Source organism: Lysobacter sp. GX 14042, assembly GCF_021390425.1.
Taxonomy (GTDB): domain Bacteria; phylum Pseudomonadota; class Gammaproteobacteria; order Xanthomonadales; family Xanthomonadaceae; genus Novilysobacter.
The window spans coordinates 1-16,193 of record NZ_JAJUWY010000005.1 but is presented as its reverse complement, the minus strand read 5'-3'; the positions used below and the strand labels follow the sequence as shown (position 1 = coordinate 16,193).

13 protein-coding genes and 1 tRNA gene are annotated in these 16,193 nt (G+C 68.5%); 2 read left to right on the top strand and 12 right to left on the bottom strand.

The features are described from left to right. Window position 1: 1 nt before the first annotated feature. The 5 genes from metG to LY625_RS08400 form a co-directional block, all read right to left on the bottom strand. Complete coding sequence (gene metG / locus LY625_RS08420; protein WP_233739590.1) at window positions 2-2,035, bottom strand: methionine--tRNA ligase; 2,034 nt, start codon at window positions 2,033-2,035, stop codon at window positions 2-4. 81 nt (window positions 2,036-2,116) lie between these two features. Then, a complete protein-coding gene (gene xseA / locus LY625_RS08415) occupies window positions 2,117-3,463 on the bottom strand; it encodes an exodeoxyribonuclease VII large subunit (RefSeq protein WP_233739589.1) in 1,347 nt (448 codons plus the stop codon). A gap of 28 nt (window positions 3,464-3,491) precedes the next feature. Continuing rightward, window positions 3,492-4,454, bottom strand: a complete 963-nt coding sequence (locus LY625_RS08410) for a DUF6607 family protein (protein ID WP_233739588.1) — start codon at window positions 4,452-4,454, stop codon at window positions 3,492-3,494. A gap of 53 nt (window positions 4,455-4,507) precedes the next feature. Continuing rightward, on the bottom strand, window positions 4,508-6,739 hold the full coding sequence (locus LY625_RS08405; RefSeq protein WP_233739587.1) for a TonB-dependent hemoglobin/transferrin/lactoferrin family receptor: 2,232 nt from the start codon (window positions 6,737-6,739) through the stop codon (window positions 4,508-4,510). 106 nt (window positions 6,740-6,845) lie between these two features. Beyond that, entirely contained in the window at window positions 6,846-7,046 is a 201-nt protein-coding gene (locus tag LY625_RS08400; RefSeq protein ID WP_233739586.1) for a hemin uptake protein HemP, read from the bottom strand. A 103-nt stretch (window positions 7,047-7,149) separates the two neighbouring features. On the opposite strand from LY625_RS08400, the gene ispG reads away from it, so the two are divergent. After that, the gene (gene ispG / locus LY625_RS08395; RefSeq protein WP_233739585.1) at window positions 7,150-8,418 is read left to right on the top strand and encodes a flavodoxin-dependent (E)-4-hydroxy-3-methylbut-2-enyl-diphosphate synthase; all 1,269 of its coding nucleotides are present in this window, start codon (window positions 7,150-7,152) and stop codon (window positions 8,416-8,418) included. Next, window positions 8,375-9,133, top strand: coding sequence for a phosphatase PAP2 family protein (locus tag LY625_RS08390; RefSeq protein WP_233739584.1), 759 nt, complete (start codon window positions 8,375-8,377; stop codon window positions 9,131-9,133). The genes ispG and LY625_RS08390 overlap by 44 nt, the downstream gene beginning before the upstream one ends. Here LY625_RS08390 and LY625_RS08385 read toward each other — a convergent pair. The 7 genes from LY625_RS08385 to LY625_RS08355 all read right to left on the bottom strand — a co-directional run bounded on the left by LY625_RS08385 (window position 9,093) and on the right by LY625_RS08355 (window position 16,127). After that, the gene (locus tag LY625_RS08385) at window positions 9,093-9,995 is read right to left on the bottom strand and encodes a DMT family transporter (protein ID WP_233739583.1); all 903 of its coding nucleotides are present in this window, start codon (window positions 9,993-9,995) and stop codon (window positions 9,093-9,095) included. The genes LY625_RS08390 and LY625_RS08385 overlap by 41 nt on opposite strands. A 2-nt stretch (window positions 9,996-9,997) precedes the next feature. Then, on the bottom strand, window positions 9,998-11,026 hold the full coding sequence (murB, locus tag LY625_RS08380; protein ID WP_233739582.1) for a UDP-N-acetylmuramate dehydrogenase: 1,029 nt from the start codon (window positions 11,024-11,026) through the stop codon (window positions 9,998-10,000). Continuing rightward, window positions 11,023-12,081, bottom strand: a complete 1,059-nt coding sequence (locus tag LY625_RS08375) for a quinone-dependent dihydroorotate dehydrogenase (RefSeq protein WP_233739581.1) — start codon at window positions 12,079-12,081, stop codon at window positions 11,023-11,025. Before LY625_RS08375 ends, murB begins: the two co-directional genes overlap by 4 nt. Before the next feature lies 1 nt (window position 12,082). Then, a complete protein-coding gene (locus tag LY625_RS08370; protein WP_233739580.1) occupies window positions 12,083-12,418 on the bottom strand; it encodes a DUF4190 domain-containing protein in 336 nt (111 codons plus the stop codon). A 12-nt stretch (window positions 12,419-12,430) separates the two neighbouring features. Then, window positions 12,431-13,963 (bottom strand): aldehyde dehydrogenase family protein, encoded by a 1,533-nt coding sequence (locus LY625_RS08365; RefSeq protein WP_233739579.1) that lies wholly within the window; start codon window positions 13,961-13,963, stop codon window positions 12,431-12,433. Between the two features lie 249 nt (window positions 13,964-14,212). Beyond that, window positions 14,213-14,289: transfer RNA gene (locus LY625_RS08360), tRNA-Arg, on the bottom strand. Between the two features lie 647 nt (window positions 14,290-14,936). Then, window positions 14,937-16,127: a DUF6161 domain-containing protein gene (locus LY625_RS08355; protein ID WP_233739578.1), complete on the bottom strand. Its 1,191-nt coding sequence runs from the start codon at window positions 16,125-16,127 to the stop codon at window positions 14,937-14,939. Between the last annotated feature and the right edge of the window lie 66 nt (window positions 16,128-16,193).

The following is a 16,193-nucleotide window of genomic DNA, read 5'->3' as shown; positions in this document are numbered from 1 at the left end:
CCTAGCGGACGGGCATGCCCGGTTCGGCGGTGGCGTCGGCATCCAGCAGCGCCAGCGCGCCGGCATCGAAGCCCGCCGACAGGATCATCCCCTCGCTCAGCCCGAAGCGCATCTTGCGCGGGGCCAGGTTGGCGATGAACACCACGTTGCGGCCGACCAGCTTTTCAGGCTCCGGGTAGGAGGCGCGGATGCCGGAGAAGATCTGCCGCGTGCCCAGCGCCCCGGCGTCGAGTTCGAAGCGCAGCAGCTTGTCCGAGCCTTCCACCAGTTCGCAGGCGGTGACCCTGGCGATGCGCAGGTCGAGTTTGGCGAAGTCGTCGATGCCGATCGTCGCCGCGGCCGGTTCCTCTCCCGCGGGAGCGGCCTGGGCATTGGCGGTGGGCTTCATGGAGTCGGTGCTGGCTTCGGTCATGGCTTCGATGCGCTTGGGGTCGATGCGGGTGAACAGGGCGGTGTAAGGCTGGATGGCGTGGCCGAGCAGCGGCCGCGACAGCTCGTCCCAGTGCATCACCGGGGCGTCCAGGAAGGCTTCGGCGCGGGCGGCGGTGCCCGGCAGCACCGGCCGAAGGGCGGTGTTGAGCACCCGGAACAGGTTCAGGCCCTGGGTGCACACCGCCTGCAGCTCGGCCTCGCGGCCTTCCTGCTTTGCGATCACCCACGGCTTGTGCTCGTCGATGTAGCGGTTGGCCTCATCGGCCAGCGTCATCGCCAGGCGCAGCGCGGTGGCCGCCTCGTTGCGGCGGTAGGCGGCGTAGATCGGCTCGAGCTGGGCGGCGAAACGCGCGTACATCGCCGTGTCCGGCAGCGCGTCGGCCAGCCGGCCGTCGAAACGCTTGCTGATGAAGCCGGCGCAGCGGCTGGCCAGGTTGACGAACTTGCCGACCAGGTCGGAGTTCACCCGGGCCACGAAGTCGGCCAGGTTCAGGTCGACGTCCTCGACCCCGCCGGAGGTCTTGGTGGCGAAGTAGTAGCGCAGCGCCTCCGGATCCAGCCCGTTGTCCAGGTAGGTGCGCGCCATCACGAAGGTGCCGCGCGACTTGGACATCTTCGCCCCGTCGACGGTCAGGTAGCCGTTGACGTGCAGCCGGGTCGGCGCGCGGTGGCCGGCGCCGTGCAGCATCGCCGGCCAGAACAGGCCGTGGAAGTTGACGATGTCCTTACCGATGAAGTGGTGCATCCGGGTGTCGCTGCCCGGTTCCAGGAACGACCAGAAGTCCAGGCCCTCGCGCTCGCACAGCTCGCGGAAGCTGGCCAGGTAGCCGATCGGGGCGTCGATCCAGACGTACAGGTACTTGCCCGGGTGGCCGGGGATCTCGAAGCCGAAGTAGGGCGCGTCGCGGGAGATGTCCCAGGCGCGCAGCCCGCCCTCGCCGTCCAGCCATTCGCTCAGCTTGGCCTTGATCCCGGCAGGGGCGACGTCGCCGGCCAGCCACTCGCGCAGGAACGCCTCGAAGTGGCCGAGCTCGAAGAAGAAGTGCTCGGACTCGCGCAGTTCCGGGATCGCGCCGCTGACCACCGAGCGCGGCTCGACCAGTTCGGTCGGCGCATAGGTGGCGCCGCAGTGCTCGCAGTTGTCGCCGTACTGGTCGGGGGTGCCGCAGCGCGGGCAGCGGCCCTTGACGAAGCGGTCGGGCAGGAACATGCCCTTTTCCGGGTCGTAGAGCTGCTCGACCGAGCGCCGGCTGATGTGGCCGGCCTGGTCCAGGCGGGTGTAGATCGCCTCGGTCAGTTCGCGGTTGGTCGCCGAATGGGTCGAGGAGTAGTTGTCGAAGGCCACGCCGAAGTCGGCGAAGTCACGTTCGTGGCTGGCCTGGATGCCGGCGATGTACTCCTCCGGCGTGCGGCCCGCCTTCTCGGCGGCCAGCATGATCGGCGTGCCGTGGGTGTCGTCGGCGCAGACGAAGTGGGCCGTATTGCCCGACAGCCGCTGGGCGCGCACGAACACGTCGCCCTGGATGTAGCCCACCAGGTGGCCCAGGTGCAGGGGGCCGTTGGCGTAGGGCAGGGCGCAGGTGACGAGGAGCTCGCGGGACATGGCACTCAGCGTGGCGGAAAACAGCCGATTATCGCACCCCTGCCGACGGGTGGGGCGCAATGGCCAAAGGCGTATTGCGCCTCACGTGCGGTCGGAGGGGTCGACCCGGACTGCCAGGGTGCCGTCGGCCAGCCGCGCCTGCAGCAGGTCGCCGGGTTGCGCGTCGAGCACGCCGCGCACGACCCGGCCGTCGGGGTGGGACAGGATCGCGTAGCCGCGCGCCACCGTGGCCAGCGGACTGACCGCTTCCAGTGAGCGCGCCAGCCCGCGCAGCTGCAGGGCGTGGTTGCCCAGCCGGCGCGCGATCGTGGCCTGCGGGCGGTGCGACACCGCCGCCAGCCGCTCGCGCAGCCGCGACAGGCGCTGGCGCGGGTGCACCGCGCGCAGCACCGCGCCGGCATGGCCGACGCGTGACTGCTCGCGGGCGAGCCGGCGCTGCCAGGCCGCGCGCAGCCGGCGCAGCGCCTCGGCCTGGCGGCGGTACAGCAGGTCCAGGCGCGCCTGCGGGCGGCAGGCGTTGAGCCGCAGTACGGCGCGGTCGCTGCGCTGCATCGCGCGCTGCAGGTGGTGGCGCTGGGCGGCGGCCAGGCGCCGGGACAGCAACTGCAGCCGGTGTTGCAGGTCCTCGCAGCTGGGAACCAGCAACTCGGCGGCGACCGAAGGGGTCGGTGCGCGCAGGTCGGCGGCGAAGTCGGCCAGGCTGAAGTCGGTCTCATGCCCGACCGCCGAGACCACCGGCACCGGACTGGCGGCGATCGCCCGCGCCAGCGCCTCGTCATTGAAGGCCCACAGGTCCTCCAGCGAGCCGCCGCCACGGGCCAGCACCAGCACGTCGTAGCGGGTGCAGTGCCCGGCGCGGTGCAGCATCGCGGTGATCCGCGTCGCCGCCCCCTCGCCCTGGACCGGGACCGGCAGCACCTCGGCGTGGACCAGCGGGAAACGCCGGCCGAGCACGCTGAGCACGTCGCGCACCGCCGCGCCGGTCGGCGAGGTGATGATCGCGACCCGCCGCGCGTAGGCCGGCAGCGGCCGCTTGCGGCCCTCCTCGAACAGTCCCTCCGAATGCAGCTTCGCCTTCAGCTCGTCGAAAGCGCGCCGCAGCGCGCCCTCGCCGGCCTCTTCCATGTGGTCGAGCACCATCTGGAACTCGCCGCGGGCCTCGTACAGGGTTACCCGGCCGCGGGCCAGCACCCGCATTCCCTGGCGTGGCTGGAACTTCAGCCAGCCGGCCCTGGACTTGAACATTGCCGCGCGCACCTGGGCGCGTTCGTCCTTCAGCGTCAGGTACAGGTGCCCGGAGGACGGGCGGGCCACGTTGCCCAACTCGGCTTCGATCCACACCGACGGGAACCCGCCCTCCAGCATGTCCCGGGCCAGGGTGTTGAGCTGGCTGGGGGTGAGGGCGTTGGCGGGTTGTTCGGCAGGCATGGCAGGGTGGGGCGGGCGGCTGGATACCCTACCTCGGGGGCGGGGCGGGCTCCACCCATTCCTCGAACACGGCATCGATCTCCGCGTCGCTGACCTCACCCCCGTCCTGCACCTGCTGCGCCTGGGTGAACAGCGGCTCGATGATGGCCATGCCGTCCACCGGGGTCTTCAGGTGCAGGCCCGGCGGTTGCGACAGCAGGGCGTTCCAGCGTTCGCGCACCCGCGCCCAGTAGTCCGAGGTCGCCTCCCAGTACGCCAGGGCCGGGCTGAAGTCGACCTCGTGCTCCCTGCGGTAGTCGTTGAAGCCGAACTCGCGCACGATCACCCGCTCGACATCGCCGCCGGCAGTGCGCACCACCTTGAGGTTGTCCTGCTCGTGGGTCCAGCCGCCGGGCACGATGGTGTGGCGGTTGACCACTTCCAAGGCGTTGTAGTCATCGCGGGTGGTGTACTCCCGGCGCGGCAGCGGCCGCCAGCTGCGGTCGGAGGTCCAGGTCGAAGCCGCCCCGGCGTGCTCCCAGCGGCCAGTGCCGCAATAGCGGGGGGCATCGCTCACCTCGTACACGCACTGGGTCCAGGCGCCGCGCGTGGCCTCCGCCGGGATGTCGCGCACCTGCCAGGTCTGGTCGGCGCTGAATTCGAAGCGCCGCGGTGCTTCCCAGGTCCAGTCCTGCCGCCAATGCTTGGTGACATGGCCGGTCGGGGCATGGACGAGGATGTGCTGCAGCACGATCCGGCCTGGCGAGTCCTCCACCACCAGGACGATCTCGCTGCCGCCGCTGCGCTTGGCGCTGGCGTGCTCGTAGCCCGGCGCATAGGTGACGGTTTCATCGAAGGAGAACTCGACGTCGTACTCGCCCTGCATGGCGAGGATGGCGGCGCGGTCGCGGCTGGGGGCCGGATCGGCGGCTGCGGGAACCTGCGCCGCCGCCGGGGCGAGCGCGAGCAGGAGGGGCAGGCAGGCGGGCAGGATCCTGCTGGCGGGCTTCATGGGGTGTCTCCTGTGGGAGTGGGACGACGGGGAATGGGACTGGATGTGCACCGCTAGAACGCCACGGCCAGGCTGAGCGCGAAGCTGCGGCCCGGCGCGGTGTAGCGGTCCACGGTGTTGCTGGTGCCGGCCAGCGCCTGGGGGAGGTTTCCGGCGCCCCAGTACTTGCGGTCGGCGAGGTTGCGGATGCCGGCGTCCAGGCGCAGCTGTGGCGAGAGCTGCCAGTGCGCGTACAGGTCCAGGACCGCATGCCCGGGTGCCTGGAACAGCGTGTCGGACGAGACCCGGCTGCGGGCGTCCGCCGCGCGGCCGATCAGCTCCGCGCCCCAGGTCCCGGTTGCGTAGGCGATGCCGAGCGTGGCGGTGAGCGGGTCGATCGAGTCCAGCGGCACGTGCGCGGTACGGTCATCGCCGCGCGACCAGGCCGCGGCACCCTGCACGCTCCAGCCCTTCCAGGCCGGCGACAGCAGTGCGCCGAGCTCGACCCCGGCCTTCAGCTCGGCGCCGTAGATGCGCGCCTCGGCCACGTTCTGCGACTGGTACACCATCAGTCCTTCATCGTTGAAGCCGATGAAGCGCATCGATTCGATGAAGTCCTCGTAGCGGTTGTGGTACCCGGTCATCGAGGCGTGCAGGGCCCGGCCGGTGTGGCGGATGCCGGCCTCGAACCCGCGGCTGGTCTCGGGCCTGAGATCCGGGTTCGGGATCGCGGTGTAGCCGAACATCGTGTTGGTGAAGCCGATATTGACGTCGTTGTACGGCGGCGCGCGGAAGCCGTGCGCGTAGCTGGCGAACAGCGACCAGTCGGGCTGGAAGCGCCAGACCATCCCCAGTTTCGGCGACGCCTGGGTGTGGGTCAGCCCCGACAACGGGACGCCCGGATTGTCCCCGGTGAAGATCGGATCGGCTTCCGGCTTGAGTTCGTAACGGTCGAGGCGCAGTGCCGGCACCAGCCGGAACGCGCCACCGGCAAGGACGATTTCATCCTGCGCGTACAGCGCGGCCGTGTCGGTGCGGCTGACCGGGAAGTCCCGCACCGGGAAGACGTCGGGCAGCATGGCGTTGCTGGACGCGCCGGTCAGCAGGTCGGTGACCCGGCCATCGCGCTTTTGCCGCGTATCGGTACGTTGCAGGTCCAGGCCCCAGGTGAGCGCGTGCTCGGCGTTGCCGGTGCTGAACTGCTTGAGGGCATTGGCCTGCAGGCCATGGCTGCGCTGGTCGAAGTTGAAGCTGCGTTCGCGCCGCTCGGGCGCGCCGGCGCCGGTGATGCGTTCTTCCAGCGTGTCCTGGGTGGTTTCGCTGTCCTGGCGGTAGACCTGCCAGTCCAGTGCATCGGCAAAGCCGGCGACCGGCGAGTCCAGCTCGTGCGCGAACGAGACCCGGGCACGGGTCTGGTGGTCCCGGGCAAGCACCAGGGTGTTGGTCGCGCCGGTCATGGCCTGCAGGCCGCGCGAGGTCAGCATGTCGGTATCGGCGCTGTCCTCGTTGCCCTCCACCGTCAACCGGAAGCGCTGGCCGGCGGTGGGAGCGAACACCAGCCGTGACAGCAGGCTGCGGCCGTCGCTGCGCTGCGGGTTGGGCCGGGTCCGCGCCGCGCCGATGCTGTCGTCGCTGCCCCTGTTTCCGGTTTCCCGGCCCTGCCGGTGGCCCACGTTGACCAGGCCGGACCAGCGCCCGCCGCCGAAGGCACCGGTGGCGCTGGCGCCGAACCCGTCCCGGTCGCTTTCCGCCCCCAGCCGCAGGCCCAGGTGGCTGCTGCGCCCGTCCTCCAGGTAGTCCGATGGATCCTTGGTGATGAAGGCGACCACGCCGCCCAGCGCGTCCGATCCGTACAGCGAGCTGGTCGGCCCGCGCACCACCTCGACCCGCTTGAGGGTGTCGGGGTCGACGAAGTTGCGGTTGGCACTGGAGAAGCTGCCGATCGAGAACGCATCGGAGACCGGCACCCCGTCGGTGAGGATGCGCACGCGGTTGCCGCCAAGCCCGCGCACGCGGATGTCGCCGATGCCGAAGCGGCCGAAGCCGCGGGTCACGGTGATGCCCGGTTCGTAGCGGAACAGGTCGGCGACATCGCGTACCAGCAACTCGTCCATGCGCCCGCGGTCGATCACATCGACCGTGTTGGGCACATCGAGGATCAGGCGCTCGGTGCGGGTGGCGGTCACCACGACGCGGTCGTGGTCGCGGGCCGCGGGATCCACGAGCGGACCGGCGGAAAGGGCAGGGGGGACGGCGGCCAGGCCGAAGGCCAGGCCGAGCGCTGCAGACAGGGGATGGGGACGCATTGCTCTCGCACGTTGGGTAACGGGCGGCGAGCTGGCGTCCGGTCGTTGCAGACCGGTGGCGGGCAGGCCCGGGAAGGGAGGGTGGAACGGCGCCGGGAGGGCGCGGCTACTTGGTGAGGATCAGCTTGTCGTTGCGGGTATGCCGCAGCCGGTAGGTTTCGTTGCCGTGCTGGATGCGGATCTCGCGCTGGCCCCCGAGCAGGGAAGTGCTGTCGAGTACCGGTGGCGGGGGCGCTGGCGGGCGCGGCGGTGTGGTGCCGTGTGGCCCGGGCGGGGAGGAGGTCCCATGCGGGCGTGCGACATACATCGGCAGGCTCCTTCGTCGTGAAGGCAGTGGATGTTAATGATTCTCATTTGATAGTCAACCATCGTCCCCTGTGTTCGTGGGGGCACCGGTACAATCGCCGCCCATGGGATACGACAGCACCATCGACTGCACGCCACGCCCGTTCGGCCCCGAGGGCCGCCGCCTGACCCGCACGGTGGTTGTCGGCGGGGTGAAGATCGGCGGCGGCGCGCCGGTGGTGGTGCAGTCGATGACCAACACCGATACCGCGGATGTCGCCTCCACCGCACGCCAGGTCGGCGAGCTGTGGCGCGCCGGCTCGGAAATGGTGCGGATCACGGTCAATACGCCGGAGGCCGCGGCCGCGGTGCCGCGGATCGCCGAACGGCTGGCGATGCAGGGAGTGGAGGTGCCGCTGATCGGCGACTTCCACTACAACGGCCACCAGCTGCTGACCGCCGAGCCGGCCTGTGCCGAGGCGTTGGCCAAGTACCGCATCAATCCCGGCAACGTCGGTTTCGGCAAGAAGAAGGACAGCCAGTTCGCCACCCTGATCGAGCTGGCCGCCCGGCATGGAAAGCCGGTGCGCATCGGCGCCAACTGGGGCTCGCTCGACCAGGCGCTGGCGAAGCAGCTGATGGACGAGAATGCGACCCGCGCGGTGCCTTGGGATGCCGGCCGGGTGCTGCGCGAGGCGCTGATCCGCTCGGCGCTGGACTCGGCCGCGCGGGCCGTGGAGCTGGGCCTGCCGGCCGAGCGGATCATCCTCAGCGCCAAGGTCTCCGGGGTGCAGGAACTGGTCGCGGTGTACCGCGAGCTGGCCAACCGCGGCGACTACGCCCTGCACCTGGGGCTGACCGAGGCCGGCATCGGCAGCAAGGGCATCGTCGCCTCCAGCGCCGCGCTGGCGATCCTGATGCAGGAGGGCATCGGCGACACCATCCGCATCTCGCTGACCCCCGAGCCGGGGCAGTCGCGCAGCAACGAGGTGATCGTCGCCCAGGAACTGCTGCAGACCATGGGCCTGCGGGCCTTCACCCCGATGGTCACCGCCTGCCCGGGGTGCGGCCGCACCACCAGCACCTTCTTCCAGGAACTGGCGCAGAGGGTGCAGGAGCACGTGCGGGCGCGCATGCCGGAGTGGAAGATCACCCATCCGGGCGCGGAGAACCTGACCCTGGCGGTGATGGGCTGCGTGGTCAACGGGCCGGGCGAGTCGCGCCACGCCAACATCGGCATCTCGCTGCCGGGAACCGGCGAAGCGCCCTCGGCCCCGGTGTTCGAGGACGGGCAGAAGACCGTGACCCTGCGTGGCGAGGGCATCGCCGGCGAGTTCATCGAACTGATCGATGCCTACGTCGAGCGCCACTTTGGCGGCGCCCGGCCGGCGTGAGGCCAAGGCTCCCTCGCGGGAGCCGACTCCCGGCTGGCTGGCCCGCCACGGTTGGCGCGTGCTGCTGGTCTTCGCCGGAGTGCTGCTGCCGATGTGGGGCTTCGCCGAACTGGCCGGCGAGGTCCACGCGGGCGAGCCGCTGCCGTTCGATCGGCCGCTGCTCGAGGCCGCCAGGGCCATGGCGGGCGCGCGCCTGGATGCCTTCTTCCTCCGGGTGACGCGGCTCGGCTACGAATACGGGCTGGTGCCGTTCGACATCGGATTCGTGCTCGCGCTGGCCTGGTTGCGGCACCGGCGCGAGGCGCTGTTCGCCGCGCTGGCGCTGGGCGGCTCGGCACTGCTGAACATGGGCACCAAGGCACTGTTCGCCCGTGATCGGCCGGCACTGTGGGAGTCGATCGCCCCCGAGGAGACCTTCAGCTTCCCCAGTGGCCATGCGATGGGCTCGGCGACCCTGGCCTGGGTGCTGGTGCTGCTGGCCTGGCGCACCCGCTGGCGCTGGCCGGTGCTGCTGGCCGCGCTGGCCGGCGTGCTCCTGGTCGGGACCTCGCGTGTGTACCTGGGCGTGCACTACCCGTCGGACATCCTCGCCGGGTGGGCGGCGGCCAGCATCTGGGCCGTGGCCTGCTTCCTGCTGCTGTATGGCCTGCACCGGCACCCGTGGGCCGGACGGGCTACTCCGCCGGCTTGTTCGCCGCTGGGGTCGCCCCGGTAACCGGGCGGCGCCGGGCCAGCTGCGCCTCGCGGTGGGCGATGTACCCGTTGGCGCCGAGGATGATTGCCGCCCCGGTGACGGTCCAGGCATCCAGGGCCTCGGAGAACAGCAGCCAGCCCAGCAGCGCGACGATTGGCAGCTGCAGGAAGCTGATCGGCGACAGCGCGCTGACATCGCCCAGCTTCAGCGCCCGGGTCCACAGCATGTGCCCGGCGGTGCCGAGCACGCCGGCGGCGACCACCCACAGCCAGGTGATGCCATGCGGCCACTCCCAGACCGCCAGCGCCGGCAGGAACGACATCGGCACCCACAGGATGGTCGTCCACAGCACCACCCGGTCGGCCGGTTCGGTGCGGGTGAGTTGCTTGATCTGGATCGCGACCACCGCACTGATCACCGCCGCGGCGACCGCCACCATGCTGCCCCAGCTGAAGCCCTCGGTGCCGGGACGGACGATCACCAGCACGCCGATGAACCCGGCGATCACCGCGCTCCAGCGCCGTGCCCGGACCTGCTCGCCAAGCCACAGCGCGGCGGCGATGGTCACGAACAGCGGCGAGGAGTACGACAGCGAGACCGCGTGTGCCAGCGGCAGGTTGGCGATCGCCCAGAAGCCGCAGAACATCGCCGCGGTGCCCAGCATGCAGCGCACGATGTAGCGCGGGAACTGGTCGGTCTTCAGCAGCCCCGGTCCATGGCGCCGCAGCAGCGGCAACGCGGCGAGCATGCCGAAGAAGGAGCGGAAGAACGCGACCTCGAAGGCGTGCAGCTCGCCGGATGCCAGCCGGATGGTGAGCACCATGAAGGCGAAGAACACCGTGCTGCCGAGCATCAGCAGCGCGGCGTGGAGCGGCGCGGCCATCCTCACCAGCGCGCGCCCACCAGCCGTGGCTCGGGCTCAAGGTCAACGCCGAAGCGCGCCCGTACCGAGTCCGCGATCCGCCTTGCGAGCGCCAGCAGCTGCGCGCCGCTGGCACCGCCACGGTTGACCAGCACCAGGGCATGGTCCGGCGAGACTCCGGCGTCGCCGTCCCGGTGGCCTTTCCAGCCGCAGGCATCGATCAGCCAGGCCGCCGAGAGCTTGCGGGCGGTGCCGCTGCCGAAGCAGGGCAGGCCGGGGTGTGCATCCAGCAGTGCCTGTGCCCGGGCGGCGGGAATGACGGGATTCTTGAAGAAGCTGCCGGCATTGCCCAGCACTGCCGGATCCGGCAGCTTGCGCTGGCGGATCCCGATCACCGCCCGGGCGACATCGAGGGCGGTCGGGTGCCCGATGCCGGCCGCGGCGAGCGCCTCGCCCAGGCCGGCGTAGCCGAGGCGGGGCGCCGCCTGGCGTGGCAGGGCGAAGTCCACCGCGGTGATCACCAACCGGTCGGGCTCGTGCTTGAACAGGCTGTCGCGGTAGCCGAAGGCGCAGGCGGCGCGGTCGAGGCGGTGCCAGCGGCCGCGTGCCGGCTCCCAGGCGTGCACGGCGTGGACGAACTCGCCGGCCTCCACGCCGTAGGCGCCGATGTTCTGGATCGGCGCGGCGCCCACGGTGCCGGGAATCAGCGCCAGGTTCTCCAGCCCGCACAGGCCCAGGTCCAGGCTGTGCAGGACGAAGCGGTGCCAGTTGGCCCCGGCCTGGGCGCGGACCATGGTCACCGGTCCGTCCTCGCCGAGGACCTCCACCCGCTGGCCGGTCAGCGCGAGCAGCGGCCGGTCCGGATCGCCGGCCAGCAGCAGGTTGCTGCCTCCGCCGAGCACCATCGGCCGGGCGAATTCCGGGCGCGACAACAGCTGCGGCAACGCCGCGGGATCGTCGACTTCGGCCAGCAGCGGGGCGGTCGCGGCGACGCCAAAGCTGTTGCGGCCGGCAAGCGGGGCATCGCGGAGGATGCGCACGGGTGCACTCATGCGTCGGGCGGCAGCGAACCGCGGCTGGGGGCGAAGCGGCGGCGGCGGATCGCCTCGACGCATTCGCCCACCAGGCCCGGGCCGCGGTACACCAGCCCGGAATAGCACTGCACCAGGGTCGCTCCGGCGGCGAACTTGGCCACCGCGTCGGCCCCCGAGAGGATGCCGCCCACGCCCACCAGCGGGATGCTCTCCGGCAGCCGGGTGCGCATCATCCGCAGCACCGTGGTCGAGCGCGCCAGCAGTGGCGCCCCCGACAGCCCGCCAGCCTGGTCGGCCAGCCGGTCGCCTTCGACCCCCTCGCGCGAGGTGGTGGTGTTGGTGGCGATCACCCCGTCGACCTGCAGCTCGCCCAGCACCCGGGCGCAGGCCTCGATGTCGCGTTCGCTCAGGTCCGGGGCGATCTTGACCAGCATCGGCACCCGCCGGCCGTGCTTGGCGCCCAGGCGCTCCTGCTCCTCGCGCAGGGTGCCGACCAGCTGGCGCAGCTGCTGTTCTTCCTGCAGTTCGCGCAGGCCGGCGGTATTGGGCGAGGAGATGTTGATGGTGACGTAGTCGGCGAGCCCGTAGACCCGCGACAGGCCATACATGTAGTCGCCCGCGGCGATCGCGTTGGGCGTGTCCTTGTTCTTGCCGATGTTGATGCCCAGCAGCCCGGGACCGCTGCGGCGGGCGCGCTCGACGTTGCGCACCAGCACGTCGACGCCGCCGTTGTTGAAGCCCATGCGGTTGATCACCGCCCGGTGCCGGGGCAGGCGGAACAGCCGCGGGGCCGGATTGCCCGGCTGCGGGCGCGGGGTCACGGTGCCGATCTCGATGAAGCCGAAGCCCAGCGCGAGCAGCGCGTCGATGTGCGCCCCGTCCTTGTCCAGGCCGGCGGCCAGGCCGACCGGATTGGGGAACTCCAGCCCGAAGGCGCGGGTGGGCAGGGGTGCGGGCGTGGACGGCAGCAGCGACGGGGCGCGGGCATGCGCCCAGTCGAGCGCCTGCAGCGTCAGCCCGTGGGCACGCTCGGCATCCAGTCCGAACAGCAGGGGCCGCGCGAGCGGGTACACCTCAGGCCCACCCCGCACCCAGCGCGCCCAGCCCCAACAGGCCGCCAAAGAACACCACCGCGACCAGCAGCGCCAGCGCGGCGGTCGCCAGGTTGGCGTAGCCCAGGATCAGCCCGGCAACGGCCAGGCCGTCGCCCTCCAGCCGGCCCGGCTCGCGCCGGATCTCGGCACGCGCCAGGTGGCCGCAGACCACCGCCACCAGGCTGGCGACCACCGGGGCCACGACCCAGCTCAGCACCCCGGTGACCAGGCTGGCGATCGCCAGGGCACTGGTCTGCCGCCCGCCCGCGGGCAGGGCGGGGGGCATCGGGGAAGGGGTGCCGGACGTGGGTTCCATGGCCCGCCTGCCTCAGAGGTCGAACTTGATGCCCTGGGCCAGCGGCAGCGCGTCGGAGTAGTTGATGGTGTTGGTCTGCCGGCGCATGTAGGCGCGCCAGGCGTCGGAACCGGACTCGCGGCCACCGCCGGTTTCCTTCTCGCCGCCGAAGGCGCCGCCGATCTCCGCACCGGAGGTGCCGATGTTGACGTTGGCGATGCCGCAGTCCGAACCGGCCGCCGACAGGAACTTCTCCGAGGCCTTCAGGCTCTCGGTGAAGATCGCCGAGGACAGGCCCTGCGGGACGTCGTTCTGCATCGCGATCGCCTCGTCCAGGTCGCTGAACTTCATCACGTACAGGATCGGCGCGAAGGTCTCGGTCTGGATGATCTCGGCGTCGTTGGTCAGGCCGGTGATGATGGTCGGCAGGACGAAGTTGCCCTTGCGGTCGAGCTTCCCGCCGCCGGTCGCCACGGTGCCGCCGGCCGCCTTGGCCTTCTCGATCGCGTCCAGGTAACCCTGCACGCCCTCGGGGCTGTTGAGCGGGCCCATCAGGTTGGCCGGGTCGGTCGGGTCGCCGATCTTCTTCTCCACCTGCTTGTAGGCGGTGACCAGCTTGGCCAGCACGTCATCGTAGATCGAGTCGTGGATGAACACCCGGCGGGTGGTGGTGCAGCGCTGGCCGGCGGTGCCGACCGCACCGAACACGATGGCCGGGATCGCCAGCTTCAGGTCGGCGGTCTGGTCGACGATCATCGCGTTGTTGCCGCCCAGCTCCAGCAGCGAACGGCCCATGCGGCGGGCGACGCGCTCGCCGACCTGGCGGCCGACCTTCGTCGAGCCGGTGAAGCTGACCAGCGCGATGCGCCGGTCGTCGACGAACTTCTCGGCCAGCTCGGTGCCGGCGTCGTTGATCAGGAAGAAGATGTCCGGGAACCCGCCCTTCTTCAGCGCCTCGTTGCAGACGCGCATGGAGGCGATCGCCGACAGCGGGGTCTTGCCCGACGGCTTCCAGATGCAGATGTCGCCGCAGGCAGCCGCGACGAACGCATTCCAGGCCCACACCGCGACCGGGAAGTTGAACGCGGAGATGATCCCGACCAGGCCCAGCGGATGCCACTGCTCGTACATGCGGTGGCCGGGGCGCTCGGAATGCATGGTCAGGCCGTACAGCTGGCGCGACAGGCCGACGGCGAAATCGCCGATGTCGATCATTTCCTGGACTTCGCCGTCGCCCTCGGGCTTGGACTTGCCCATCTCTAGCGCGACCAGCGAGCCCAGCGCGTCCTTGTTTTCGCGCAGCGCATTGGCGCACAGGCGCACGGCCTCGCCACGCAGCGGCGCCGGGGTGGTGCGCCAGACCTTGAAGGCGGCCTGGGCACGCTCGATGACCTTCTCGTAGTCCTCCGCGCTGGTCGCGCCGACCCGCGACAGCACCTCGCCATCGGTCGGGTTCATCGGCTCCAGCACGCCGGCGGCGGTGCCCTGGGCCCACTCTCCATTGCCGAGGTAGGTGCCTGATTCGGTGTCGTTCAGGCCAAGCGCGGTGAGGACGGGATGGGTCATCAATAACTCCTGTTTCCGGGACTGTGTTGCAGAGGCGGTCTGGCGACCCCGGCACGATTCGAACGTGCGACCTTCCCCTTAGGAGGGCGCGATTTCGTGTAAGAAAATACGTTATAAATCAATAACTTACAAGAGGTCGAACGAAGTGCTGGGACGATTCTGGGGCGATGGTGAAACTTTGGCCAACTTCCTGGGACGGTTAGTGGCTCATTTGGTGAAAAATTGACCACTAGTGCTGGTCACGAGGCTTGGCGACCCAGGCAGGACTCGAACCTGCAACCTCATCCTTAGGAGGGATGCGCTCTATCCAGTTGAGCTACTGGGCCGAAGGCGCTAAGGATAGCAAGGCTCGTAGCGTCACGGCAGACCCTGCCGCACAAGAACAGACCGTGTTAGGCGGTCAGTCCATCCATGATGGATCCCCGCAGAGGGGAACGCTCTTTTGAGACCTTCGTCGGGGCAGGGGAACGCTCTTTGGGGGGCACCTTTCGCACTTCACGGCAAGCCTGAGGCATTCATCGGCGTCAATAGTGGAGCCGAATTTATCTTTTAAGGTTTCAGATATTGTGGTTGCAAGTTCCCTTACCTTCTCTTCTCCAATTGACGTGATGTTTTCTCCACAGTAGGTGGTTCAAGTAACCTAATGCAATTCTCCAAACTGTCAACCAGTGTTTTCATTCCCTCTCCTAATGTTATTTCCGCTGAGAGGGCGTGGTTCTTGTCGTATAAGGCAAGTATGTTGTCTTGACTAATAAGCCCGCTTGTTTCCTCTAAACCGAGACATTCTTGTTTGAGGTGCTGTAAAGTGGGGGGGTGGTCTGTTTCATTTGAATACTCCTGTTTGATTGTCGATATATTCAGTTAAGCAGAAAATATCAACTACGCAAGAGGGTAATTGTAAATTTGTTCGATTAGCCCACAAAAAAGCCCCTGCGGTTAGGCAGAGGCTTCTTAGAAAAACTGGCTGGGGTGACTACTTAGACTTGAACGCCTCCAGGTAGTGAAGAGGTGGGGCATCATCCGTAGCCGTCACAGCTGAAGGACGGAAGAGAGCGTGGAGGATGATCTTTCTGTCCTCGTCAGTGATGACCTCCTTACCAGTGGTCTCATCACGCATAAGAGCCAAGAAGGTCTTCACCATCGTCTCTCTCTCGTGTGCGTCTTGGGCAATCATCAAGTTCTCGGACAGGAGCCTTCCAAGTATCCGTAGGACCCAGATGCCAGCAAAGGCGGGAACCAGCACTGGAAGAACTGCCAGCACAACGGACTCCGTGCCTGGGTCGATGAGGTGGGTGACGCCAAGCCATCCGAACACCGCTAGGAAGGTCGCCAAGGCGCCACCGAAGGCATACGCGTAGTGCTTAGCCCTCTTCTTGTGGTCGATTGAACGGTCCCGCCAGTATTCGGTAGGGGCGAGTAGGGCCAACTTCTCATCGTAAATGCGTTTGAGTTCGTCCCACTCTTCATTGCACTTGGCCGTCAGTGCCTTCCAGGACTCGCCACGTTCCTCCACCGTAGCTTGATAAATGGCTTCTCGCTCACGGGTGCGGGCCACTTCTTGGTCGATGAGGCCCCGCACCTCTGCAATGTCTTCATCGGCACGCTTGCGCAGAATGGACAGCTCTGCTTTGAGGGTCTTGATTGTCTTGCGTTTGGCAAGGTCGAGGTAGGCGTGACTAGGCCCGATGCGGGCGATAGCGTCGAGCCCCCCGGCTTGCCCGAGCAACCGGCTCCCGTTTGACAGGCAGGCTAGCAATAGTGATGCCCCGGCGTCGGCGTCCGCTTCCGCCAAGACTTGGGCGTGGGAAAAGAATGGGTGACACCTATTAATCACCTCTCCATTGGAATACTTCGAAAGGTGTTGAGCCAAGCTTTGCTGGAGTTGGTTCAGTTGTTGGACGTGTGTATCGGTGAACTGCTCCATCCCTTTTGTTTGCAAAAGCTTCTCTATCTCTCTTGCGATCCCTAAGGTCCGGCCTGCAAATCCGCGGAGGCTCTCCCAGTGCTTCTTCAAGTGGGCATTGGTTGGAGTGGCTTCTGTCCACTCTCGCTGTTCTCCTTCCAGCCAATCGATAACATCCGATACCCTCTCAAAGGTTCTCTTATCGTCTGTGCCCCACAGCGATATCGTGATGGGTTCAGGCAGAAGTGGTGATGTGCTCATATCCTCACTTGCTCCTTGCCTCGTTGAGTTCAAACAGGCGCTTCTCTATTTCTGCGTCCGTTAGAG